Annotated in this window: 20 protein-coding genes; 7 read left to right on the top strand and 13 right to left on the bottom strand. The window is 51.9% G+C overall.

Features of this window, described 5'->3' with window-relative positions:
* Positions 1-3 precede the first annotated feature (3 nt).
* The gene (locus OH31_RS10345; RefSeq protein ID WP_024930663.1) at positions 4-3,078 is read left to right on the top strand and encodes an efflux RND transporter permease subunit; all 3,075 of its coding nucleotides are present in this window, start codon (positions 4-6) and stop codon (positions 3,076-3,078) included.
* Positions 3,079-3,704: 626 nt separating this feature from the next.
* On the opposite strand, the gene lnt is transcribed toward OH31_RS10345, so the two are convergent.
* From lnt to phoB, 6 genes are all read right to left on the bottom strand, one after another.
* Positions 3,705-5,183, bottom strand: a complete 1,479-nt coding sequence (gene lnt / locus OH31_RS10340; RefSeq protein ID WP_024930662.1) for an apolipoprotein N-acyltransferase — start codon at positions 5,181-5,183, stop codon at positions 3,705-3,707.
* Positions 5,180-6,010 carry a ChbG/HpnK family deacetylase gene (locus tag OH31_RS10335; RefSeq protein ID WP_024930661.1) on the bottom strand — a complete coding sequence of 277 codons (831 nt, stop codon included), beginning with the start codon at positions 6,008-6,010 and terminating at the stop codon, positions 5,180-5,182. Before OH31_RS10335 ends, lnt begins: the two co-directional genes overlap by 4 nt.
* Before the next feature lie 8 nt (positions 6,011-6,018).
* Positions 6,019-6,393, bottom strand: coding sequence for a GtrA family protein (locus OH31_RS10330; protein ID WP_024930660.1), 375 nt, complete (start codon positions 6,391-6,393; stop codon positions 6,019-6,021).
* 7 nt (positions 6,394-6,400) lie between these two features.
* Positions 6,401-7,378, bottom strand: a complete 978-nt coding sequence (locus OH31_RS10325) for a glycosyltransferase family 2 protein (RefSeq protein ID WP_024930659.1) — start codon at positions 7,376-7,378, stop codon at positions 6,401-6,403.
* A gap of 47 nt (positions 7,379-7,425) precedes the next feature.
* Positions 7,426-9,054 (bottom strand): hypothetical protein, encoded by a 1,629-nt coding sequence (locus OH31_RS10320; RefSeq protein ID WP_024930658.1) that lies wholly within the window; start codon positions 9,052-9,054, stop codon positions 7,426-7,428.
* A 112-nt stretch (positions 9,055-9,166) separates the two neighbouring features.
* Positions 9,167-9,871 (bottom strand): phosphate regulon transcriptional regulator PhoB, encoded by a 705-nt coding sequence (phoB, locus tag OH31_RS10315; RefSeq protein ID WP_019883356.1) that lies wholly within the window; start codon positions 9,869-9,871, stop codon positions 9,167-9,169.
* Between the two features lie 267 nt (positions 9,872-10,138).
* Between phoB and OH31_RS10310 the strand changes: the two genes are divergently transcribed.
* The 3 genes from OH31_RS10310 to nusB are packed head-to-tail and all read left to right on the top strand — an operon-like array spanning position 10,139 to position 12,687.
* Entirely contained in the window at positions 10,139-11,701 is a 1,563-nt protein-coding gene (locus tag OH31_RS10310) for an OFA family MFS transporter (protein WP_036299090.1), read from the top strand.
* A 60-nt stretch (positions 11,702-11,761) separates the two neighbouring features.
* Positions 11,762-12,211 (top strand): 6,7-dimethyl-8-ribityllumazine synthase, encoded by a 450-nt coding sequence (gene ribH, locus OH31_RS10305; RefSeq protein WP_024930656.1) that lies wholly within the window; start codon positions 11,762-11,764, stop codon positions 12,209-12,211.
* Complete coding sequence (gene nusB, locus OH31_RS10300; RefSeq protein ID WP_024930655.1) at positions 12,208-12,687, top strand: transcription antitermination factor NusB; 480 nt, start codon at positions 12,208-12,210, stop codon at positions 12,685-12,687. Before ribH ends, nusB begins: the two co-directional genes overlap by 4 nt.
* Before the next feature lie 74 nt (positions 12,688-12,761).
* Here the strand turns inward: nusB and OH31_RS10295 are convergent, their stop codons facing one another.
* From OH31_RS10295 to OH31_RS10270, 6 genes are all read right to left on the bottom strand, one after another.
* A complete protein-coding gene (locus OH31_RS10295) occupies positions 12,762-15,602 on the bottom strand; it encodes a diguanylate cyclase domain-containing protein (RefSeq protein WP_024930654.1) in 2,841 nt (946 codons plus the stop codon).
* Positions 15,603-15,807: 205 nt separating this feature from the next.
* Positions 15,808-16,566: a UDP-2,3-diacylglucosamine diphosphatase gene (locus tag OH31_RS10290; RefSeq protein WP_024930653.1), complete on the bottom strand. Its 759-nt coding sequence runs from the start codon at positions 16,564-16,566 to the stop codon at positions 15,808-15,810.
* 3 nt (positions 16,567-16,569) lie between these two features.
* Positions 16,570-17,064 (bottom strand): peptidylprolyl isomerase, encoded by a 495-nt coding sequence (locus tag OH31_RS10285; RefSeq protein WP_019883364.1) that lies wholly within the window; start codon positions 17,062-17,064, stop codon positions 16,570-16,572.
* Positions 17,065-17,109: 45 nt separating this feature from the next.
* Positions 17,110-17,679, bottom strand: a complete 570-nt coding sequence (locus OH31_RS10280; RefSeq protein WP_024930652.1) for a peptidylprolyl isomerase — start codon at positions 17,677-17,679, stop codon at positions 17,110-17,112.
* Positions 17,679-18,926, bottom strand: coding sequence for a L,D-transpeptidase family protein (locus OH31_RS10275; RefSeq protein ID WP_024930651.1), 1,248 nt, complete (start codon positions 18,924-18,926; stop codon positions 17,679-17,681). Before OH31_RS10275 ends, OH31_RS10280 begins: the two co-directional genes overlap by 1 nt.
* Positions 18,927-19,035: 109 nt before the next feature.
* On the bottom strand, positions 19,036-20,127 hold the full coding sequence (locus tag OH31_RS10270; protein WP_024930650.1) for a tetratricopeptide repeat protein: 1,092 nt from the start codon (positions 20,125-20,127) through the stop codon (positions 19,036-19,038).
* 263 nt (positions 20,128-20,390) lie between these two features.
* On the opposite strand from OH31_RS10270, the gene cysS reads away from it, so the two are divergent.
* Entirely contained in the window at positions 20,391-21,749 is a 1,359-nt protein-coding gene (gene cysS, locus OH31_RS10265; RefSeq protein ID WP_024930649.1) for a cysteine--tRNA ligase, read from the top strand.
* A 15-nt stretch (positions 21,750-21,764) separates the two neighbouring features.
* Positions 21,765-22,706, top strand: a complete 942-nt coding sequence (locus tag OH31_RS10260; protein ID WP_148296205.1) for a hypothetical protein — start codon at positions 21,765-21,767, stop codon at positions 22,704-22,706.
* On the opposite strand, the gene OH31_RS14425 is transcribed toward OH31_RS10260, so the two are convergent.
* Entirely contained in the window at positions 22,707-23,402 is a 696-nt protein-coding gene (locus tag OH31_RS14425) for a hypothetical protein (RefSeq protein WP_024930647.1), read from the bottom strand. It lies immediately after the preceding gene.
* Positions 23,403-23,610: 208 nt separating this feature from the next.
* Here OH31_RS14425 and argJ point away from each other — a divergent pair, with 208 nt between their 5' ends.
* Positions 23,611-24,837, top strand: coding sequence for a bifunctional glutamate N-acetyltransferase/amino-acid acetyltransferase ArgJ (gene argJ, locus OH31_RS10250; protein WP_024930646.1), 1,227 nt, complete (start codon positions 23,611-23,613; stop codon positions 24,835-24,837).
* Positions 24,838-24,940: the final 103 nt, after the last annotated feature.

Raw genomic sequence — 24,940 nt, 5'->3', positions numbered from 1 at the left:
ACCATGCTGCATTGGCTCATCGAAACCTCACTCAAGCAACGCTTGCTCATTTGCGTATTTGCCATTGGCCTGCTGTTTGCTGGCTGGACTGCTTATCAAACCATCCCGATTGATGCCTTCCCGGATGTGTCTGCCACGCAAGTGAAAATCATCATCAAGTCGCCAGGCATGACCCCGGAAGAAGTCGAAGCCCGTATCACTGCGCCGATTGAAGTCGAGATGCTGGGTATCCCCAAACAGACCAGTTTGCGCGCAGTGGCCAAATATGCGCTGACCGATATCACGATCGACTTTGAAGATGGCACCGACATCTACTGGGCACGGCAGCAAGTCACCGAGCGGCTGAATAACGCCTGGGCAAACCTGCCAGCCGAGATTTCCGGCGGCATCGCGCCCATGACCACGCCACTGGGCGAGATGTTCATGTTCACCATTGAATCAGACAAGCTCAGCTTGCAGGAAAAACGCTCCCTGCTGGACTGGGTTATTCGCCCACGCCTGCGCACGGTCCCCGGTGTCGCCGACGTAAATGCGCTGGGCGGGCTGGTACGCAGTTTTGAAATCGTACCCGACAACGCCAAATTGCAAGCGCGTGGCATCGCGCTCAGTGAGTTGCAACAGGCCATTAGTGATAATAACCGCAACGACGGGGCAGGACGCCTTAAAGATGGTGAAGAATCCCTGCTGGTGCGCGCTGAAGGTGCTTTCAAGACCCTGGAGGATGTGCGCAATACCGTATTGCATGGCCGCCTGGGCAGCCCGGTACGCATTGCTGATGTCGCTGAAGTGCGCATCGGTGAGTTAACGCGTTATGGTGCGGTCAGCCGCAATGGCAAAGGTGAGGCGGTGGAAGGCCTGGTATTAGGCTTGCGTGGCGCCAACGCCCGGCAAGTGGTGGAAGGTGTGCGCGCCAAGCTGGCGGAAATGGCACCTGCTCTGCCCCAAGGTGTCAAAATCGAAGTATTTTACGACCGCGGCAACCTCGTCGAGCAGGCCGTGCACACCGTCAATAAAGCGCTGATGGAAGCAGTCGTGCTGGTGCTGGTATTACTGGTATTATTCCTGGGCAACCTGCGTGCCGCGCTCACCGTGGCCTGCGTGCTACCCTTATCTATGCTGGCGACGTTTTGGCTGATGCAGCGATACGGCCTATCGGCCAACCTGATGTCATTAGGCGGCCTGGCGATTGCCATCGGTATGCTGGTCGACTCGGCCGTAGTGGTGGTGGAAAATATCGTCGAGCATTTGGCTCACGCGCCAGCCACAAAAGAGCATAGCAAACTCGACATCATCCTCGCCGCCATGCGAGAAGTCAGCATCCCGGTCAGTGCAGGTATCGTGATTATCATCACCGTATTTGTCCCTCTGCTCACCTTGCAAGGGCTGGAAGGCAAACTGTTCGCGCCGGTTGCGCTGAGCATTATGTTTGCGCTGGGCTCATCTCTGCTGCTGTCACTGACCATCATCCCGGTACTGGCATCGTTCCTGATACAGGATCATGCCGCTGAAGACCCGTGGCTGATCCGCCACCTCAATCGCTGGTACGCCCGTACCCTGGCCACGGCCATGCAGCATAAACGCCCCGTACTCATAGTGGCAGTTATCCTGCTGGCATTGACGGTGGTGGTATATCCGCTCATCGGCAAAACCTTTATGCCCACCATGGACGAAGGTGACGTCATTATCGGCACAGAGAAACTGCCATCCATTGCGTTATCACAAAGCGTCGCCACCGACAGCCACTTACAGCAAACCCTGTTGCAACAAGTACCGGAAATCCAGGGCGTATACTCTCGGGCGGGCTCAGATGAGCTCGGACTGGACCCGATGGGCATCAACCAGAGCGATAACTTCCTGGTGCTCAAACCCCGCGATCAATGGCAGGTGCCTGACAAAGCAACATTGATTGAGAAGCTACGTCAGGTCATGCACGGCATTCCCGGCCTGGATTACAACTTCACGCAACCGATTGAAATGCGCGTCAATGAAATGATCCTCGGCGTACGCGGAGATTTGGCACTGAAGATTTTTGGTACTGACCTCAAAGTGCTCGATCAGAAAGCGCAGGCAATCATCAAGGTGCTGGAGTCCATCCCTGGCAACCAGGATGTCTACACACCGCAAAACAGCGGTGTGCAATACCTGCAAATCAAGATAGACCGTGTGGCAGCAGGCAGATTGGGACTGAGCGTCGCCGACATCAACGCCCTGCTACAAAGCCAGCTCGAAGGCAAACTGCTGGGCATCGTGCTCGAAGGCAACCGCCGCACGCCGATACTGCTGCGTGGCAGCCAGGTCGTGCGTGAATCTGCTTCAGACTTCAGCCAACTCATGCTCACGCTGCCACAAGGCGGCACCGTGCCACTTTCCAGCGTCGCGAATGTTGTGCGTGAAGAAGGTCCGGTCAAAATCGACCGTGAACGCGGCAACCGCATGGTCGTCGTCACCGCCAACGTCAAAGACCGCGACCTGGTGAGCTTTGTCGAAGAAGCCAAACAGAAAGTCACACAACAGGTCAAACTCCCCGAAGGCTACTGGCTGGTATGGGGCGGCCAGTTCGAGAACCAGCAACGCGCCGCGGCGCGCCTCAGCATCGTTATCCCGATCGCGATTGTGCTGATCGCCCTGCTGCTATTCATGACCTTTGGCTCATTCCCCAAAGCGCTGCTGGTACTCGCGAATATCCCGTTCGCCATGATAGGTGGCGTGTTTGCGCTGTGGTTATCGGGTGAATACCTCTCAGTGCCCGCCTCCGTTGGCTTTATTGCTTTGCTAGGCATTGCTGTGCTTAATGGCGTGGTCATGGTGAGCCACTTCCAGCATCTGGCAGAGCAAGGCATGGCTGCGAGCCATATCGCTTATGAAGGCGCCAAACGCCGATTGCGGCCAGTACTCATGACCGCCAGTATTACCGCGTTTGGTCTGATTCCGTTACTGTTTGCCACGGGGCCGGGGGCGGAGATTCAACGGCCATTGGCGATTGTGGTGATTGGGGGATTGATTACAGCAACGTTCTTGACGTTGTTTGTATTGCCGATTTTGTATCAACACTTTTTTGGTTCAAAAAGTATGGATTGATTCAAAAAGAGATTCGTTGTTGGGATAGGAGTTGAGGGGTTCTTTTTCGCCTCTCGGCGAGTCACTTTCTGATGCTTGCCCCTCAGAAAGTAACCAAAGAGGAGGGCACCCAGCCATCACGGCCTAAAGGCTCCCTTGCGTTGCTCAACAAAATAAGCCGGTCACGAAACTCAACCTGGCAGCTCACACAAAACGTGAGCTGCTGCGGGATTCGGACAGTCGCGCCCTCTACTCTTATTTTGTCTCCGCTACTCAGCGTGATGGAATGGGAGTTATCTCGCCAAACACACATTGTAGAAATCTGAACGGTTCAAAAACCAGATTCTTTTACTAAAGCTTGAAAACAGTTGCGCTCGCCTGGTTTTCGGGGTCCCCATCTGCCGCGCCGAGCAACGCAGGGTTGGCGGGAGTTCTCGGCCATCGGCTGTTTGAGCTCCGCAACAAGCCACGTCTTATGTGGCTTGTCAGGGCGAGTTTCGATGGACGCCCGGCAAGCCGAGTAGCACAGGATACAAGCGGAAGTTGGGGTGCACTTTCTTTTGGTTACTTGTTCTTTGTGCAAGCAAAGAAAAGTAACTCGCCAATAAGGCGAAAAGAAACCTTCCCTACACGCACAAACCTAACAATTACCGTCTAAATCCAATCCACAACAAGCCTCCCACACTCAACACCAGAAACGCCCAATTCCCCCAAAAAACATAAGGCGTCTGCCCCCGATAGCTCTGCGCTTCACCGGTCAAAATCACCGCCTGATCATGTGCGGCATGCTGCAATACCTGGCCATTTTTATCGATAATCGCCGTCGCCCCGGTATTGGTACTACGCAACACCATACGCCCGGTTTCCAACGCACGCACCTGGCTAAACTGCATATGCTGATCCGCCGCAAACGATTGTCCGTACCAGGCATCGTTGCTGATATTCACCAGTAACTCGGCTTGCGGCAGTTGCTGGGCAATCTCTTCACCAAACACATCTTCGTAGCAAATATTGACGCCAACTTTTTGCCCGGCAATCAGCAATGGCTGTTTTGAAGTGCCACGTGATAAATCACTCAGCGGCATATGCAACCAGTCACGATAGATCCAGCCAAACACGCTTTTGAGCGGAATAAATTCACCGAAGGGCACCAGATGGCTTTTGGAATAGGCTTGCGTCGGTGAAGAACCGAGGCTGATCGCGCTATTAAAATACTCGCCTTGCCTGGACTCGACCACGCCCACCAGCAAATCGCCTTGCTGGTCGAGCGCATGTTGTTTAAGTGCATCCAGATACACTGGCGCCAACTGTTCGCGCAACACGGGTAAAGCGGTTTCCGGCAAGACGATCAATTGTGCGTTTGCTTGCTGCACCATGTCGAAATATTGGCGCAAGGTCTGCTCAGCATGCTCAGGGGACCATTTGATGGTTTGGCTGATATTGCCTTGCAATAAGGCAACGCTGACCGGCTGGCCCACAGCTTGGCTCCACGGCACCTGCGTGAGTGCGCTGCCGCCTACGAGCAACGCAGCGAGGATACCCGCTGAGCGTAGACGTTGCTGAGTGGTGGCCAAGGCAAGTACACATGCGGCCAACAGCATCACCAATGCTGAGAGGCCATAGACACCCAGCACAGGTAGAAAACCTGCCAATGGACTGTCTGGTGCCTGACTATAGCCCAGCGTTAACCAGGGGAAACCGGTAAAAATCCAGCTGCGCACCCAGTCTGACAAGGCCCACAATAGCGGCGCAGCCCATAACAAATGGCCTAAGCGCTTGGCCAGATAGCCTGCAGCTGCCGGGAACAAGGCCATAAACGCACACAGGCAGAAAGTGCAGAATCCGGCAAACCACCAGGGCATGCCGCCAAAGGTATGCAGGCTGATATAAATCCAGTAGATACCAACACCATACAGGCCAAAACCAAAAGCCAGGCCCAGTTTAAATACGTGTGCAGGCGTTGCGGCTTGCTGCCATAAGCACAGCAAAGCGGCCAGGGTTAACCATGGCAACCAGAACAGGCCATAAGGCGCAAAACCAAGCACCGTGAGTGCACCGATCAAAAGCGCCAGCGCGGCACGTTGCCACAGTGGGGCATGGCTTGCCCAGGCTTGAACAGAGCTCAATGCAAGCCTTTCACTGGCTGGATATCCGCCATGGATAGCCAGGCGGAGAAATCAGCCGACTGCATGACTTGCCATTCAATCATCCTGGCGATGGCAATCGGGTCATGCGGATCAATGACTTGCGTGGGACGCGCCGGATGACACATGAGCACGGGTGGCAGGTCTTTTTCAGAGATGAGCAGTTGTTTGAGCTGCCTGGCCCAGTATAGCCAACGTGCCTGATAGGCCGCCGCATCGCCCTGAAAATCGTAGACGCCCAGTAATACGGGCGAAACGCGGAATCCAGCGGCCTTGGCAAGCTGTTTTAATTTTTCTGCGCCTAGCCAATGGATCATTCGAGCCTTGAGGCCACTACCTACCGGGGGGCTTGATATGCGCAACCATGGTCGTTTGGCTGGAGCCAAGTGGCCGTATCGATGTTGCAAAATGGTGATTAGTGCCTCGCGGATGATGGGCAGCTGATGCACGTGTAAATGGCCATCAATGTAATCTGGCCGCGTATGCAACGCGTCCTCAAAAGCATCCAGCTGCTGCTTGATATTCGCCATCACCTTTTGTGTGCTGAGCAATCCAGTCAGGCTACGCAACACCAGCACGGGGTGAGAGACTCGCATGGTGCGTGAAAACTGGGTGAAATCGAGGTGCAAGCCTAGATCAGCTTTGGTACGCAATTGCGGGGTGAGCTGCCGGGCACTGTCAGGCCAGCGTGAACTCAACGTCATGCAAGAGGTGGCTGTCAATATACCGCGCTCAATCAGCGTCAAAATGGCAGCATCAATCGCCGCCGATTGTGCATAGTCATCGGCACAAATAATCACCTTAGCCATGTAACACCTTAATCATGCTGAAAAGCCCAGAAGCGGCTCAGCAGCCAAGTACTGACTGCGATCAACACCATCACCACGCCAAGCGCAAACCAGAATGGCAACGGCGTGTAAGTCAGAGCCAGCCACAACAAGGCCTGGTTGCCAAAAAAACCGAGCAAAGCCACTGCCAGAAACTTGAAAAATGCGGCAAGATGACTTGCCTGTGTGCCACGAAACGACCAGCGGCGATGCCCGATATAACTCACAGGGAAGGCGCATAAAAAACCTAGCCAGTTGGCCTCGGCAGGCTGCCAGCCCCAGGCGTGCGTCAACAATGCCACGATGTAATGCACGCCTGCAGCCAACGCACCCACACTGACAAACCCTAATACCGAGGCACGCATCTTAACCTCAGGGCTGGTGACCGGACGCAGTCGGTGCAACGACTTCAGCCACAATGTAAGGCGGACGACCTTTGACTTCGTCATAGACGCGGGCAAGATATTCGCCCAGCACGCCAATAAATAACAACTGCACCCCGGCGAAAAACATCATGCTGGCCACCACGGTCGGCCAGCCAGGCACAGACTCATGGAAAAATAAGGCATCCACCACCACCACTGCACCATAGGCAAATGCCAGCAAAGCCAATGTCGCACCGGTTAAACTGGCCAGGCGCAATGGCAGGACGGAGAAACTGGTAATACCTGTCCAGGCTAACGCAATCAATTTGAGTTTTGAATAAGCACTCTCCCCGTGCAAGCGCGGCAAGGGTGTGTAAGGAATACCGATAGACTTATAACCCACCCAGGCATAAATCCCTTTCATGAAGCGGTTACGCTCGGGCAAGGCGCACAAGGCATCGACTACTTTACGATTCATCAGGCGGAAATCCCCGGCATCACGCGGGATTTCCACATGGGTACTGGCGCTCATCATGCGGTAAAACAGGCGCGAACCCCATAACTTGAAGGAGGACTCCTGCTCACGGTCCTGACGCACGGCATATACCATGTCGTAGCCTTCACGCCACTTTTCCAGCATGGTCAACATCAGTTCAGAGGCATGCTGACCATCGGCATCCATGCAAATCACCACATCGCCTTTGGCATAACTCAGGCCGGCGCTAATGGCGTTTTCTTTGCCAAAGTTACGCGAAAACCTGACCAGGGTCACATGGCAATCCTCGACCAGTGACTGTACAACCTGTGCGGTTTGGTCACGGCTGCCATCATCGACCACCACCATATCCCAATGCGGTGACATCTGCTGTAGCACGCCGCGGATATTTTGCAGTGTATGCGCAATGTTTTTTTCTTCATTGTAAGCAGGCACCATCACCGTGATATGCGGTTGGGCGGTGAGGCGGTGAGAGTCAACTGTGGTCATGGCAATCAGATTAGCAGGTTCGATACGGTTATTGTAGCGGATTGCTACTAGTTTTTGGCCGGCGTGGCCAGGCGGTCAGCGCCTTGTAAATGGCGACGGTCTTTAATCACCGCCAGCCACATGCCCTGCCGCTGTACGCCGCCAATCAGCTTGCCCTTCATGACTTCGTGGCAATGCATATTGGTGGTAGACAAGAAAAAGTCGGCCTCTTCCCAACGACGGGTCACACTAAAGCGGCCATCGAGATAGGGTTCAATTTGTGGTGTATCGACACAGGCCGCCACCCAGTAAGGTTTGGTGCGCGCAGGCAAATGCATCTCGGTGAGCTGATCAGTCGCCACACGTAAGGCGCTGGACCAGTAATCGCCTTCCCACTTAAATTGCGCCTGGGTTTGATCGCCTGCCAGGCGGTTGAGTCTGGCGTATTGGTATGGATGCAATTGCACAATATCGACCAAGGTCACCAGCATCAGGCCACCAATCACGCCAGCCCAAATGGCCTGGTACGCGACTCTTGCGTGCAGATGACTGTGCGCCAATGCCTGCCATACGGCCACGATCGCCCAGGCGGAGAAGATCGCTAACAAAGGCAATAAAAAGGTAAAGTGACGCACGCCGTTATACAAAGCAGGCCGGTCATCCATCACAAAGACGAGAGGAAACAAGATACCCACCAACAGGGTGTACATGACCATGCGTGTAGACTGATCAGCCAGTTGCAAAGCCTGGCGGTCGGCGAACCACAGCAAAGGCAGGCTGAAGATGCCTAACAAAGCCGCCTCAGGTAATTTAACCGCCAGATACTGAAACAGATAACTGCGCGGCACTTCGCTGATGTTGTAGACCACGCCATTGGCAATGGTTTGCATATTAAAGTCAAAGTGCGAGAAGGACTTGGCGGCTTCCAGCAAATTGTCCGGCTCAATCACACTCCACGGCCAGCACATGGCCATGAATACGAATGCCAACACCGCCGCTGGCAGCAAAACAACCACCATGCGCAGCAAGCGCGACCATATCGGCGTGCGTTCATATTTGTGGTCGAGCAACACACGCACAAGCACCAGCAACACCAGATAGATCACGGCAAAAGCGCCGCCAACGCGCAAGCCTAATGCGCCGCCGACTGCGAACCCAAGCAATACAATCGCTTTGCCACTGACATTTTCCATATCGCGCACCACCAGTGCTGTGGCATAGAGCGCCCACAACATGCACGTGGCAAACGGCACATCTTTGGTATGGGTAAACATGGTGCCAGACCACGATACGGTGAGGAACAGCAGGGTCATGGCCAGCAACGCCAGGCGCTCGCCGCCCAGCAAATGCGCGAATCTGGACACGCCGTAAAAACCCAGCAAACCAAACAAGGCCGAGAGCAAGTGGCGGATATCCCAGATCATGATCGGAATATACGGATCCAGCGCAGCGGCAATAATGTCAAACAGGCCGCCATACAGATAGAGATTCCGGTAGTGGAACGCGTCCTGGTCTTTAAAACCGGACTGATACCAGTCGAGCAGCATCTGGCCATAAGTATGCTGTACATACTCGTCGTTGCTGATGCCGTGCTGGCGGAAAGTGAGGGCTACCCAAATAATTAATGCCAGCCAAAAGAAACGTATCAACCAGCGATACGTAGCAGCTGAGCAAGCTTGGGTAAAAAGGTGTTTCATGGGCTATTTAATCGTGAAAAATCAACACGCGCAAGCGTATCACGACACCCTGTCTGAGGATAGAGCGCGACCCCTATCACGCTCAAATAAATCTTGGCCAGGCGAAAGCGGCTTAATTGCCAGGATCAGTATGCACGGAAAAGCGATAACCGGAACCACGCACGGTCTGGATCATTTCCTCATGCTTGGAAGCTACCAGTGCATTGCGCAGGCGGCGAATATGCACATCGACCGTACGGTCTTCGACAAACACGCGGTCACCCCATACCTTATCCAACAGCTGTGTGCGGCTATGCACGCGCTCAGGATTGGTCATAAAGAAGTGCAGCAATTTAAACTCTGTCGGGCCCAGCGGGATATGCACATTATGGCCAGTCACGCGGTGTGTGGTCGGGTCCAGGTGCAAACCGGCGATTTCAATCGGATCATCAGTCATTTGCGGTGCGCGTCTGCGCAACACGGCTTTGATACGCGCATTCAACTCACGCGGGCTGAATGGTTTGGTCACATAATCGTCTGCGCCTACTTCCAGGCCGCGTACTTTATCAAACTCGTCACCACGTGCCGTCAGCATGATAATCGGTACTTCTTTAGTCAGGCTGTCAGATTTCAGGCGGCGGGCAAACTCAATGCCGCTCATGCCAGGCAGCATCCAGTCCAGCAAGATCAGGTCTGGCATGGTTTCACGTAACAACATTTGTGCATGTTCGACGCTGGTGGCACGGATAGCGTGATGCCCCGCCTGCTTGATATTTAACGCCAGCAATTCCTGAATCGCCGGTTCGTCTTCTACCACCAAAATATTCGCTGCTGCCATGACACTCCCTTTAAGCAATATGAGATCAAAGTATTGATTGAATGCTCGCCAGTTTATGAATTAATTATGACATTTTAATGACAACATCACATAAATTTAATTTTGCTGTTATTGCCTTTTAGGCCGAATTGTAACAAGATGTAACGGCAAAAAATAAAGGGGTTTTTAATCTTGCTTAATCTTTCCAAAGAACACATCACCGCTGGCAGCCATTTCAATCGCTGGCTGGTACCACCGGCAGCACTGGCAGTACATCTCTCTATCGGCATGGCTTATGGCTTCAGCGTATTCTGGAAACCGCTGGGCAATGCGCTCACGGGGCCAGATGGCAAACCAGTGGCAGCCTGCGCCGCGGGGGCAAGCACCTTTGCAGATAAACTGGCAGGCACCGCCAAAGCGCTGACCGCCACCGACTGCAACTGGACCCAGTTTGACCTGGGCTGGATGTATACCTTGTTTTTCGTCCTGCTGGGCTGCTCTGCGGCCGTCTGGGGCGCCTGGCTGGAGCGGGCAGGTCCGCGCAAGGCAGGTCTGGTTGCCATGCTTTGCTGGTGTGGTGGCTTGCTCATTTCCGCCCTCGGTGTTTATCAACACCAGCTATGGATGATGTGGCTGGGCAGCGGTGTCATTGGTGGCATCGGCCTCGGGCTGGGCTATATTTCCCCCGTCTCCACCCTGATCAAATGGTTTCCTGATCGCCGCGGCATGGCCACAGGCCTGGCCATTATGGGCTTTGGCGGCGGCGCCATGATAGGCTCACCACTGGCCACCAAACTCATGAGTATATTCGCGACGCCCACCGCCCCCGGCGTGTGGCAAACCTTCGTCGTACTGGCCGTGATTTATGCCGTGTTTATGACCTGTGGCTCACTGGGTTACCGCGTGCCCGCAGCCAACTGGAAGCCTGCTGGTTGGACACCGCCAGACATTCAACACAACCGCTTGGTTGCCACCCGCCATGTGCACCTGAAAAATGCGCACAAAACGCCGCAATTCTGGTTGCTGTGGCTGATTTTGTGCATGAATGTGTCTGCTGCCATCGGCATTATCGGTGCCGCAGCGCCCATGTTGCAGGAAACGTTTGGCGGGGTACTGATCGGCCAGCCTGCACTTGGGTTTGCCGAGATCAAGGCAGATGAAGCGCTGACCGCCGCAGCCGCAGCGGTGGGCGCAGGTTTTGTCGGGCTGATTTCACTGTTTAATATTTTCGGCCGTATCGGCTGGGCCACCTCGTCAGACAAACTGGGTCGCCAAACGACCTATTTCATCTTTTTTGTACTCGGCATCATGATGTATGTCTGCGGCACTTATGCAGCCAATCATCATCAACTGGCCTTGTTCCTGCTGGTGTTCTGCATCATTGCCTCCATGTATGGCGGTGGCTTTGCCACCATTCCAGCCTATCTGGCTGACTTGTTCGGCACACAGTTTGTAGGCGCTATTCACGGCCGCCTGCTTACTGCCTGGTCAACGGCAGGCATTCTAGGCCCAGTCATCGTCAACTACCTGCACGATGTGCGGCTGGAAGCCAACGTCCCCTATGCCGATATTTATGCGCCGATATTTATGACGCTAGCGGCCTTGCTCGGCGTCGGCTTTATTGCCAACTTGCTGGTCAGGCCAGTGGCTGACAAATACTTCATGTCAGACAGCGAATTGGCAGCAGAACAAAGTGGTGGCAAAAACACCACCCAGCAGGCGGTGAACATCAAGCAGGACGACCATAAAACACCTGCGATTCTGGTCAAACTGGCGTGGCTGGCTGTCCTGATTCCCATCAGTTATGGCATCTGGATGACGGTACAAAAAGCCTGGTCACTATTCGCATAATCCGTAACGTAGCCGTTTGGGTTAAAATAGCGCTTTATGTTTTAACCCACGGACGCACAAGTGAACAAAATTGCTCAAAACCTGGACGGTAACGGTAAGAAAATCGGTATCGTTCTCTCCCGTTTTAATGAAAACATTGGCGCAGGCTTGTTGCAAGCCTGCGAACAGGAACTGCTCAAACTGGGCGTCAACGCTGAAGATATCACCCTCGCCACCGTACCTGGCGCGCTGGAAACCCCGCTGGTGCTGTTGCACATGGCCATGACTGAAAAGTACGATGCCTTGATCGCACTGGGTGCGATTATCCGCGGTGAGACCTACCACTTCGAAGTGGTGTCCAATGAGTCTGCACGTGGCATTTCAGAAGTACAACGCGATACAGGCGTGCCGGTTGCCAATGCGATTCTCACCACAGAAAACGATGAGCAAGCGGAAGTCCGCGTGGCAGTAAAAGGTGCTGAAGCCGCACAAGCAGCCATTGAAATGGCGAATTTAGTGAGCGCACTATGAGTGAAGATAAAGCAGCGGTGAGCCAGGAAAAAGCGGCGCCTGCCAAAAGCAAAGGCAGCAAAAACCGCCGCAAATCACGCGAACTGGCACTCAAAGCGCTCTACCGCAACCGCATGAATGCGGGCGATGTGAAACAACTGCGCCTCGATAGCCTGGACGACCCTGACTACTTCAAGGCCGATGAAACCTATTTCAAGCAATTGCTGACTGGCGTGCTTGATCACACAGCCGACATTGACGCCATGATCAGCCAGTTTATTGACCGCCAACTGGAAGAACTGAGCCCGATCGAACATGCCATTTTGCGCATCTCCGGCTATGAGCTGATGTTTGATGTCAGCATCCCCTACCGCGTTGCCATTAACGAAGGAGTGGAGCTAGCCAAAGCCTACGGCGGCATTGATGGCCACAAATACATCAATGGCGTACTGGATAAAATTGCGGCCCAGGTCAGACCACACGAATTTAAGCGCTAGACGCCTAAGGCCGTGGACCAGCAATAAAAAAAGCCCTGCATGCAGGGCTTTTTTTATTGCTCAGCGTGAGCATGCTATGCAGAATACACATGGTACCCATTGCGACCTGCTCCTTTAGCTTCATACATCGCTGTATCGGCCTGTTTCATCCACTCCGCCACCGCCACCTGCCCCCCTGCGGCACAGACAGCCACACCGACACTGACGCCAATATGAACGCTGCGTTCATTCACTTGCACGGGCAATACAAAGCTATTCAGGATTTTTTGTGCCACATGCTCAGCATCGTCACGTTGCGTGAGCTCTGGCAATAGAATCACGAACTCGTCACCACCCAGCCTGGACACCGTATCGCTTTGCCGCAAACAGCCCTGCAGCCGCGTGGAGACCTCTTTTAAAATCGCATCACCGACATCATGGCCTAGCGTATCGTTAATCTGCTTGAAATGGTCGATATCCAGGAACAGTAAAGCAGCTGCCTGCTTCGCATGCGGCAAGCGCGCATGCACCTGATGCAACCTGCTAAGCAACATCCGGCGATTGGGCAAGCCAGTCAATGCATCAAAATAAGCCTCTTGCGTGACCTCGTCATATTGATGTTTGCGCGCCGTAATATCCTCAATCTGGGCAATAAAATATTGCGGTGCATTTTCCTCATCACGGAAAATAGACACCGACAATTGCACCCACACCACCGCTTTATCACGACGGATATAACGCTTTTCCATCTGATAGGCATTTATCTTGTCATCCAGCAACTGCTGCACATAATCCAAATCGGTGGCCAAGTCGTCAGGATGGGTGATTTCCTGAAAGGTGGTTGCCACCAGCGCGTCGTTGCTATAACCGACGATGTTGCACAAGGCCTGGTTGACCTTAGTAAAGCGGCCTTCCAGCGAGACAATCGCCATGCCAATCGGTGCAAACTCCATAATCTCGCGAAAGCTTTTCTCACTGGCGCGTAGCGCTGACTCTGTCTTTTTGCGGCTGCTGATATCATCAAATACCACCACAGCACCACTGACTTTGCCATCACGAACAATCGGCACCGAGGTCACATCAATATGAATAGGCCGACCATCGCGCCGCCACAGCACTTCGTCTGAAGTTTTCAGCGCCTGCCCGCTGTTCATGACATTACATAGCAAACACTCATGCTCGGCATAATGTGAGTGATCGACTTTTTGATAATGGAACAGGGCATGCGCATTTTTACCCAGCAAATCGTGCTTGCGCCAACCAAGCAAACGCAATGCCTCGGGATTGACAAACGTGATCAAGCCCGACATATCGGTCACATAAATCCCCTCACCCAAGGTGTCAGTGATCTCCTGGAACCTGGCCGCACTTTCCTTGAGCGCCAGCGTTTTCTCATTCACTTGCGCCACCACCCTGGCCGTATAGCCAGTCCCCATCAACAAAATGGCGCCGACCAGCCCGGTACAGAAGATACCCACCGCCAGCATACTCCAGCTTTGCCAGCCTCTATGCTGAGCGTAATAGCGGGCAGATGGCGAGAGGTCGAGCCGGTAATGCTTATCACCGAACCTGAAATCCCGGCTAAAGACAATATCAGACGACTGATCTGTCGTTGCGGCATAAAGCACCGCCTGGCTTTCTTTTTCAATCAACCGCACATTCAGCAGTGATTGTGACCGCGAAAACAATGCCCCAAAAAAATCTTTGGAAATCAGCACCGTTTGCACAACACCATCATAGCGGTGCCCATGCACGGGATACATCAACAGCAAACCATCTTGGCGACCCGAGCCCACATAGAGCTTGATTGGCGAAGTCACAACTGCCCGGTTTTGCTTAAACGCCTGCAAAAGGGTGATTTTACGATTATCCATCGAAGCCAGATCAAAGCCGACCACGCGTTGCGACTGCACAGTGGCTGGCTCAATATAGGTCAATGGAAAATAATAAGAACGTGCTCTGGCAGGATGCCATTGGTTATCTGCACCAGGCTCTTTGATCTCAAACCCCGGAAACTCAGTCTGCATTTCTGCGATAAAACTGTCGCGCTTGGCATGGCTCACCTTGGGTACCCACTCAAGAGCATAAATCATCGGGTATTTATCCAGCGTCACTTTGACAAAGTTGTGAAAGTCCTCCTGCCTCACATCTGACTGCTGGTAAGTAAACAAGGCACTGATTTGCGCCAGCACGGCCTCTTGTGACTCCAGTCGCACGCGCAATTGCTCGGATAACTGGCTGGCAAGGCCCTCAAATTCAGTCAGCGACTCTTTACGCTCCCACTTACTGGCTGTAATAAAAGCCAACACCAGCAAGGCAAACAATATGAGCATAGGCACTGCGACTGTGTGCAGGCGCTTTCTCCACAATTTTCGCGGCTGGCCGAGGACAACTAGTGTTAATGGCAACATCACCACCAGTCCCAGAAAGTCGCCTACCCACCACGACAACCAACTGGTGACAACGCTCTGCTGATCGACCAGGCCTAGCGCAAACAAACCGGCAACCGACAGGCTGGCACTGACCAGACAAATCAGTGGTGCATAGAGTAGAAAAGAAATGACTTCCCTGGGCGCATCCAGTGTGGTGGGATAAGAAATTTTACGCCGTAGCCATGTGCCGCCGCATAATGCTTGGAGTGTGGAAGCGATTGCAATCAACAGCGCGACGGCCAGCCCTATCCAACTGAAATGATGGCTACCGCTATAACCGACCCAAAGGTTGAGCATCAACGATCCGACAAAGATCGCAGGCAGTGCGCGCAGCCCGACGACAAAGGTCACCGCAATCGCGATACCAGCGGGCGGAAAAATGGCGGAGGCATACCCGGGAGGGACGGCCAGCATCAAGCCCAGCTTGCCGGTGATGATGTAGATCAACACCAAGGCCAGACTAAAAAGAATGCGTTCGCGGTAAGTGGAAAGTCCTGGCAGCATTAAAAGCAATTTCCAAACCAAAAACGATTTTTAAATATGAAGCATCTAAACACGTCTAACACTGATAGCGCAAAAACAATAACATCAATCGGACATTGAATAGCAATATCACCAGTTTAACAGCCTGCGCTGCGCTGCCATGATATGAATTAACTGCCTAAATGGCGCTTTTTCTGCACTATCGTGGCGTGGCGCTTGCCTGCACTTAAGTCAGCGATAAGAGGGATAGCTGCAAACCATGTTGGTCCCAGCGGGCGCAAACCGCCTGATCATGCCAGTCGCCGAGCACCATGCGCTCGCAGACATGCCCATCAATCTCCAGCCGGTGACGGCCTGGTCTATGCGTATGACCATGTAACAACACATCCGGGTAATCATACTGGCGCAGCAAAGCCAGCACAGCTGCTGCATTCACATCCATAATATCCATGGGTTGCGTGGTTTGGGCGTGCATCGCCTTGTTTTGTGTACTTTGCTGGCGCGCCTGTTCGGCAAAGGCCAATCGGGCGGCAAGCGGCTGTGCGAGAAAAGCCTGCTGCCATTGCGGTGTGCGTACCTGGCTGCGGAACTGCTGGTAAGCCACATCGTCGGTACACAAGGCATCACCATGGCTCAAAAGAATGCGTGTTTCGCCTAATGTCAGTAAGGTTGGATCAGGCAACAATTGCAAGCCACTGGCTTGCGCAAAACCTTGGCCAATTAAGAAATCACGGTTGCCATGCATAAAGTATAACTTCACGCCCTGGTCCGAGAGCGCACGCAATGCTTGCACAATCGGTACAAACTCCGCGCCATGCTGCGGGTCAGCGAGAATATCATCGCCCACCCACACTTCAACAAAATCACCGAGGATATACAGCGCTTCAGCCGTCGTAACTTCCGTCCGCAACCAATGCAAAAAAGCCTGCGTTACCGCAGGCCTTTGCGCACATAAGTGCAGATCAGAAATGATCCATGTGGTCATGCCTTAGGCAACCACAACAGCTTTTTCAATGATCACTGGTTCCACTGGCACATCCTGGTGGCCAGCGCGATTGGTCGTTGGTACGGCTTTGATCTTGTCGATCACGTCCATGCCCTCTACCACTTTACCGAAGACACAGTAACCCCAACCCTGGCTGGTTGGTGCAGTGAAATTGAGGAAGTCGTTATCTTTCACGTTGATAAAGAATTGTGCAGACGCTGAATCCGGCACCATGGTACGCGCCATGGCCAAGGTGTATTTGTCGTTAGACAAGCCATTGTCAGCCTCGTTTTTGATGGTTGCGTCAGTCGCTTTTTGCTTCATGTTGGTGTCAAAACCGCCACCCTGAATCATGAAGTCGTTAATCACGCGATGAAAAATCACGCCATCATAAAAACCTTTTTCAACGTAGCTCAAAAAGTTAGCCACGGTAATCGGGGCTTTTTCTGCGTTGAGTTCAATCGTAATATCGCCAAAATTGGTAGTCAGTTTGACCAAAATATTCTCCGTTTATTGAGGATGATGATAGTGATTTGCTAACCGTTACTTGCTAGTCACTATCGTTGCACGTTTAATGATGACCGACCGAATCGGCACATCTGAAAAGCCGCGTTGGTTGCCAGTAGGCAAATTGCTTATTTTAAACACTACGTCCATGCCAGACACTACTTTACCAAACACACAGTAACCGATTCTGTCCGGTTCCGGGCTGCTGTAATCCAGAAACTGGTTATCAGCGACATTGACAAAAAATTGCGCAGTGGCTGAGTTAGGATCTTGCGTCCGCGCCATGGCGATGGTGCCGGTCTGGTTGACCAGGCCGTTACCAGCTTCATTGATAACCGGTGCGCGGGTTGGTTTTTCTGTCAGCTCACGGTCAAAACCGCCGCCCTGGATCATGAAACGGCCAATCACACGGTGAAAAATGGTATTGGTATAAAAACCGTCTTTCACATATTGCAAAAAGTTTTCCACCGTTTTAGGCGCTTTGTCAGCATACACCTCAACCGCAAAGTTACCCTGATTGGTTTCAAACAGCACTTGCGTTGCCGCATTCGCCACACCCACTGCGGCCAACAAGCAACACCCTAATACCCAAGACAACACACGCATCACGCTGATCCTTCGTACAAAATTTTCCATTCACCATTCTCCTGCACCCAGTATTGTCGTTTTTTCATGACATTACGTAATGCAGCGCTCACATATTCCTGCTCAAAGTCTACGACCACCATATTTCGCTTGGAGTTAGGATAAGTGAACATGCTCACCTCAGACAAGTTGACGCTCACCTTGGGCTTGGCCGCTTGAATCTGGCGCTTGTAACTCGTCCATCTGGACAAATCGCCTTCAGAATAGAAGAAGTCGCTGGTGTAATGAGACAGGTAAGCGTCGGTATTTTGTGCGGCCCAGTCTTTACGCCACTGTTCGATCGCTGATTTAAGATCCGCTTTGTGACGGTCCTGATGTCGCACAGAATCTGGATTCACCCACTGAAAATTGACACCAATCACGACCGGCGTATTGCCCGCCTGCAACACTTCTTGCAGGGCTTTCATGTCAGGGTTGGACAACACCACACAACCATCACTGGCACGCGGCGGACGGCTGTAAGTATCCCTGGGCGTGCCATGTATCCAAATACCGGAACCAGTCTTGCGTTCGTAGCTGTCAATCTCGTTTGGATAATTGAGCGGATACGCTGCATCGCCATACAAGTCCGGCAAGGGGCGATTAAGTTTACGCGAGGCAAAATAAACGCCTATTGGCGTACGCTTGTCACCCTGGTCTTTTTTGCCGATACCGTTTTTACCGATAGTGACATAATAATCAGCGACATAGCGCAACACATCGCCCTGCCCTTTTTCATAGACATACAGGCGTGAACGCGCGGTATCGACAAACAGGACGTGGCTTTGCTTTTCTGACAACTCCACCAGCATATTGGGCTGGGTCAAGCCACGGTTACGGTCAAAATAATTGCGGATACGGATTTCAGCTTCTTCTTTGAAATCCTGAATGCGGGTGACATCTGCCGTATTAGCATCACCAAAACTGTTTAGAATCCTGGCTTTGGCAGAAAGCAAATCGCCATGAATCAGATGGGCAAGGGCAAAGTTGGGAGAGATCGTCAGCAACTGGTCAACATAATCCAGCGCCTGTTGCAAACGGCCTTCTTTAATCGATTGCAGAGTTTGCACCAACATGCGTTCAACCGCATTGGTGTTTTTATTTTGGACGAACAAACGCGCAGTTAACGCTTCGTGGTTAACCGCGGTTGCATTCCAAGGCAATAACGCAGCACTGACAAACGCAATATAGCAGTACTTTCTTAAACTCCTCATACCGATATTATACATTTGTTTAATTAAAATCTTGCGCGCTTAACCAGCCAAATTCGCCCCTTATTTAGCGATTTTAAAGGCGTGCCATCGAACAGCGCACGCTTTAATTTAGCTTAGAACAACTTTAGAACTTACCGACGCGCTCTTGCTGAATTAACCAGCGACCGCCCTCTTTCACCAGATTCAGTGTTTTGTTCGAGTTTGCATCCAGGCCAGTGGCTTTATAGGCCTGACGGAAGGTCACTTTGGCTGCACTGTCACTCTCGATTTTAACTGCCAGATTACTCAGCTTGACTGAAATCTTGCTTGGGCGGCTGACGCGATCACGACGGGTAGACTCCCACTGCTTGCGTGATTCGCCTGCTGGTGTTTTAAAGTCTTTGGCGTAGCTATCCAGATACTTGTCTACATTTTGTGCTGCCCACGCATCTGCCCAGGCATTCACAGCATCCAGCACGACACGTTCCTGGTGATCAGTGGCTGGCTTTGCTTCCACAGGCTTGGATTCAACCACCGCTGGTTTTTTGGTCTCAGCGACCACAGGCGGTGTAACCGTTGGCGGTGTCGATGGCTGCGCTGCTGAAGGCGGATTCACTACCGCAGTATTGACTGGCGGCGGGGTCACCGCAGGCGTAGTGGCTGCTGGCGCAGGCGGCACAGTCGCTGTAGTACGTGCCACAGTACGCTTGCCACCGAACAAATCGGTAATCATGGCCAGCTTGCTTTGCGCACGGCTATTGGAAGTATCAAGCTTTAGCGCCTTGTCATAAGCTTCTGATGCCAAACGTGCATAAATATCGCCCAGATTCTCATGCGCAGTGGCGTAGCTAGGATGCGTTTTGATCGCAGATTCCAGCGCTTTTCTGGCTTTATCATACTGACCTTGATCCGCATACAGCACGGCCAGATTGTTATAAGGCTCAGGCAGGTTAGGGTATTTTTCAGTGAGTTCGGTAAATGACTTGATCGCCTCATCGCGCTTACCCAGTTCTACCAGAATCACGCCACGCATAAACATGGCTTCAGCGTTTTTAGGGTTGGCAGACAGATAATTATTCACACGCTCCAAAGCGGCCGCCTGGTTGCCCTGCTCGGACAACTGGTTGATCTCACGTAGTTCCACATTGGTTTGGCCCGCAAAAGTAGAATGAGACAAGGCGACCTGGCTTAAAAGGACAGCCAACACCAGCAAAGATTTTTTTAATGTTGCGTTCATGAGTTTATTACCTGAGCAATCGTTGATTTTTAGCAGTATGTTATACTTGGATTGTACAAGAGACAGTGCGTATTTAGGTGATTATTACACGATGATTCAGCACCAATTTGTGTCCTGCGTGGTTTACCTGACAACAAACAATCAAGCAATGGCAACCCTCGCCGACGCAAAAACAAAAAGCACCACACGTGTTAACATAAATTAAACACTACAATATTTCTGCTAATTTTATCACGCATTAATCCTTTTTACATTTCGTTAGCATGTTAAAACTACACAACACCCTTTCCCGCAGCAAGCAAGTCTTCCAGCCCATCACAGAAAAAACCGTCAGCATGTACGTCTGCGGCATGACCGTATATGACTTTTGCCATCTGGGCCACGCACGCGTCATGGTGGTGTTTGACATGGTGGCACGCTGGTTTCGCACCAGCGGCTATAAAGTGACTTACGTACGCAATATCACCGATATTGACGACAAAATCATCAAACGTGCCAATGAAAACAACGAAAGCATCCAAAGCCTGACGCAGCGTTTTATTACCGCAATGGATGAAGACTCGGCCAAACTCGGCATTATCCGCCCCGACATTGAGCCACGCGCCACCGAGCACGTGCAAGGCATGCTGGACATGATTAGCCAGCTCATAGAAAAAGGCTTTGCCTACCAGGCCAGCAATGGCGATGTGTTTTACAAAGTGCGTAGTTTCAACGACTACGGCAAACTGTCCGGCAAATCACTGGAGGACCTGCGCGCAGGCGAACGCGTCGATGTCGACACCTTCAAGCAAGATCCGCTGGACTTCGTATTATGGAAATCGGTGAAGCCGGGCGAACCTTACTGGGAATCGCCCTGGGGGAATGGCCGCCCGGGCTGGCATATTGAATGCTCAGTCATGAGCGCGGCACACCTTGGTGCGCACTTTGACATCCATGGCGGCGGCCAGGACTTGCAGTTCCCGCACCACGAAAACGAAATCGCCCAATCCGAAGCCACCCATGGCTGCACCATGGCCAACTACTGGATGCACAACGGCTTTATCCGCGTTGATGACGAAAAAATGTCCAAATCCCTGGGCAACTTCTTCACCATCCGTGAAGTGCTGGAAAAATATGACCCGGAAGTCGTGCGCTTCTTCATTCTGCGCGCACATTACCGCAGCCCGCTCAACTACTCCGACAAACACCTGGACGACGCCAAAGCCTCTTTGACGCGCCTGTATACCGCATTGCGTGGCATAGACGCTGCTGACAGCGCCATCAACTGGGATCAGCCACAGGCCGCCAAATTCAAGGCCGCCATGGACGACGACTTCAATACACCAGAAGCCATCGCCGTCTTATTTGAACTCGCCAACGATTTAAACAAAGACAAATCCGCCGCTACTGCCGCATTATTGAAACAATTGGCTGCGATTATCGGCCTGTTGCAACGTGACCCGGAAAGCTTTATGCAAGGCGAAAGCGACGGCACGCTCGACGTCGAAAGCCTGATCGCAGCGCGCATTGCTGCCAAAACAGCCAAAAATTACGCTGAAGCTGACCGTATCCGCAAAGAGCTGGCCGATGCAGGCATCGTATTGGAAGACTCTGCGCAAGGTACTACTTGGCGCCGTGCATAATTGAAAGGCCTCAATATGCGCTTTCCAAAACACATAGCGTTATTGCTCATCGCACTGACAACCACAATCAATGCTGAAGAAATAAGTTATCAGCATTCGATTGCGATGGACATTCCGGCGTTTTTAGAAAAAGTCGATACGTTACATGTCATGACGCATACAAGTAAATTCAGCATTTTTCCTGTATCGCGCCACAACGCGGCATATATTACGACACCCCAGGTCCCAGGCGCGGACCCCATCTCATCCTTGGTCGGAGCGCTGATTGCAACCAGCATCATCAACAGTCAAAACTCAAAAGAAAATGACGCAACAGCCAGGTTTACTGCAGAGCTCAGCGCAATACTGCAAACAATAGACATTAGTCAGGAGTTTAGTTTAGCGTTAAAACGCACGTTATCGGAACGACTTACACTTGCGCAATTCGAGTTTGAAAGTGTAGAGTCCAGAAATACACTCAATCAGGCAGGATTACTTGTCAGAATCAAACAAAACTACATCCTAACCTTCGAAAACCGCATCTACTTTGATAGCAAGCTTCAATCGCTTTGCTTTGAAACCAGCCCCCGCTTATGGATGAAAGATAAAGTCAATCCGTTCTATTTATCCGAGATCAAATACATCTCTCATCAGGTCATCAGCCAGGACAAAAGCCTGTTAAAAACAAGTTGGACGCAAAACGATGGTGAGCGCCTGAAGCAATCCATCAGAGATGGCGTACAAGCATCTGTTGACATGTTCACCCAAGACTTTCTGGACAAAACTTGGAAAACCGGGCCGGAATCCATTGCCAGAGAAGTTTCTTTTATTGACACGCATTCCGGTAAAACAACCAAAAACAATTTATTTCCGTTGGTGGAAACATCCGACCGGATTGCTGGCCGAATGTTTGCACACGATGCTGCTCAACTCATTTCAATCCCTAAATCACAAATCATTAGTCAAGCAGCGCCTTAATTACTTCAAATTACCGCCAAAAAAGGCGTTACCAAGACTATCAATCCCTCGATCCACATTGGTACTCACAGCGGTAGTGACATTCTGAAAGCCGGGCGCTTGATCCCAAGGCTCAGAAATAGGCATGTTGCTCACATCATCCACGTACCACTTGAGTTCGTTTGTATTTAAATCAACCAAAAAACCCTTGTACTTGAAATCAGCCATTGGGGCACCGGTAGGCATAAATCCATAATAGTTTCTAATCGTACCAACCCGTTCGACGGCCAACAGCAACACATAATCAACATCATTCGATTTCAAGCTACGGAAGTCGTACTCCGCATATTGAACAGTCTCAGACTTACCGGAAAACTTCTGCATCTTTTGTAAATCGATCGTCTGATCAATCTTTTTAACCTGAAATCCTCTAGCCTGCAATTGCGCCACAAATTCGCTATCCATTGCTTGCACCTTGGATGTATCAAGCTTTTCCAGATGCGTCACCAGCGACTTTGCGTTACCACGATTAATAGCTATATCCAGCAAACCCATATTACCCGTCATAAATGCATCCGGTTTTGGTACTGTTGTTTTCGCCAGTCCAATCACCGGTTTACGGTTCTCCCAGAAATGATTATCCAAAGCAACGGGCTTTTGTACTGTCGCACACCCGACAAGCCCAAGCATCAATACTATCGAAACTACTCTTCTCATTTTTCTTCCATTTTTATTAAGATTAATCGACCGTCAAAACTTGCTTACCTGTTAAGTTTTAACAATTAAAGGTTACCACAGCACTAGCAGTAATTTAAAACCGTGCTACCTACATGTGTGCTTATCACCCCAACTGAAAACGTTTTCCGTCACAATTCTCTTGTAAAATATCAAGCTGCTTAAAAACTAAATCCATGTGAGAAATCGAATGCCCGTCAAACTGTCTGCCCCTGCTGCCGAAACGTTATTGCCCGTCAAAGGCGTACAACTGGGTTTTGCCCAGGCGCATATTCGCAAACCCAACCGCAAAGATGTGCTGGTCATCACTGTGCCTGAGGGCAGCAGTGTCTCTGGCGTGTTTACGCTTAACCGCTTTTGTGCGGCGCCCGTGACGGTCTGCAAACAGCATTTGCAGCATAACAAAGGCATCCGCGCGCTGTTGGTGAATACCGGCTGTGCCAACGCAGGCACCGGCCAGCAAGGCCTTGACGATGCCCGCGCCAGCTGTATCGGCGTCGCACAAGCACTCAACATCAGCCCAGAACAAGTATTGCCCTTCTCCACTGGCGTGATTCTGGAAACCCTGCCAATGGAAAGACTGCTGGCAGGCATCGCCCCGGCTGTCGACAACTTGCAAGAAAACAACTGGCTGAATGCCGCAGAAGCGATTATGACCACCGACATTGTGGCCAAAGGTACTTCACGTCAATTAATCATTGACGGCAAACCAGTCACAATTACTGGTATCAGCAAAGGTTCCGGCATGATCCACCCCAATATGGCCACCATGCTGGGGTATATCGCCACCGATGCCGCCATCAGCCAGGCCGCGCTCGACAGCATCATCCAGCACGCCGTGAATAAATCATTTAACTGCATCACGGTCGATGGCGATACCAGCACCAACGACAGCCTGATTCTGATGGCCACCGGCCAGGCAGGCAACGCAGTCATCAACGAGCAAAGCGCTGATTTTGTAACCTTGCGTGATGCGCTGACCGAAGTCGCAACAGAACTGGCACAAGCCATTGTGCGCGACGGTGAAGGCGCCACCAAGTTTATGACTATCCAGGTTGAAGCGGGTAAAAATGAAGAAGAATGCCGCAAAGTCGCTTACGCCATCGCCCACTCGCCGCTGATTAAAACCGCATTTTTCGCCTCAGACCCAAACCTGGGCCGCATCTTGGCCGCAATTGGCTACGCGGGCATTGATGACCTGGACGTGAACACCATGCAGCTATATCTGGGTGATGTATTGGTCGCCGAAAAAGGCGGTCGTGCAGCGAGTTATGCTGAAGAACAAGGCGCAGCCGTGATGAAGGAAAGCGATATTCTGGTGCGCGTGGTGTTGAATCGTGGCGATACTGATGCCACGGTGTGGACCTGCGACTTTTCTTATGATTATGTGAAGATTAATGCGGATTACAGATCGTAATACGCAGAAATGAACTCGCACTGAGTTCCTTCATGGCACTAGAAAGCCACCTTAACGCTTAGGCAGTTTGGGTGGCTTTTTTCTTTCGCCTCTAGGCGAGTCA

It is taken from the genome of Methylophilus sp. OH31, from assembly GCF_000576615.1.
GTDB lineage: Bacteria > Pseudomonadota > Gammaproteobacteria > Burkholderiales > Methylophilaceae > Methylophilus.
This window is presented reverse-complemented; position numbering and strand designations above follow the sequence as displayed.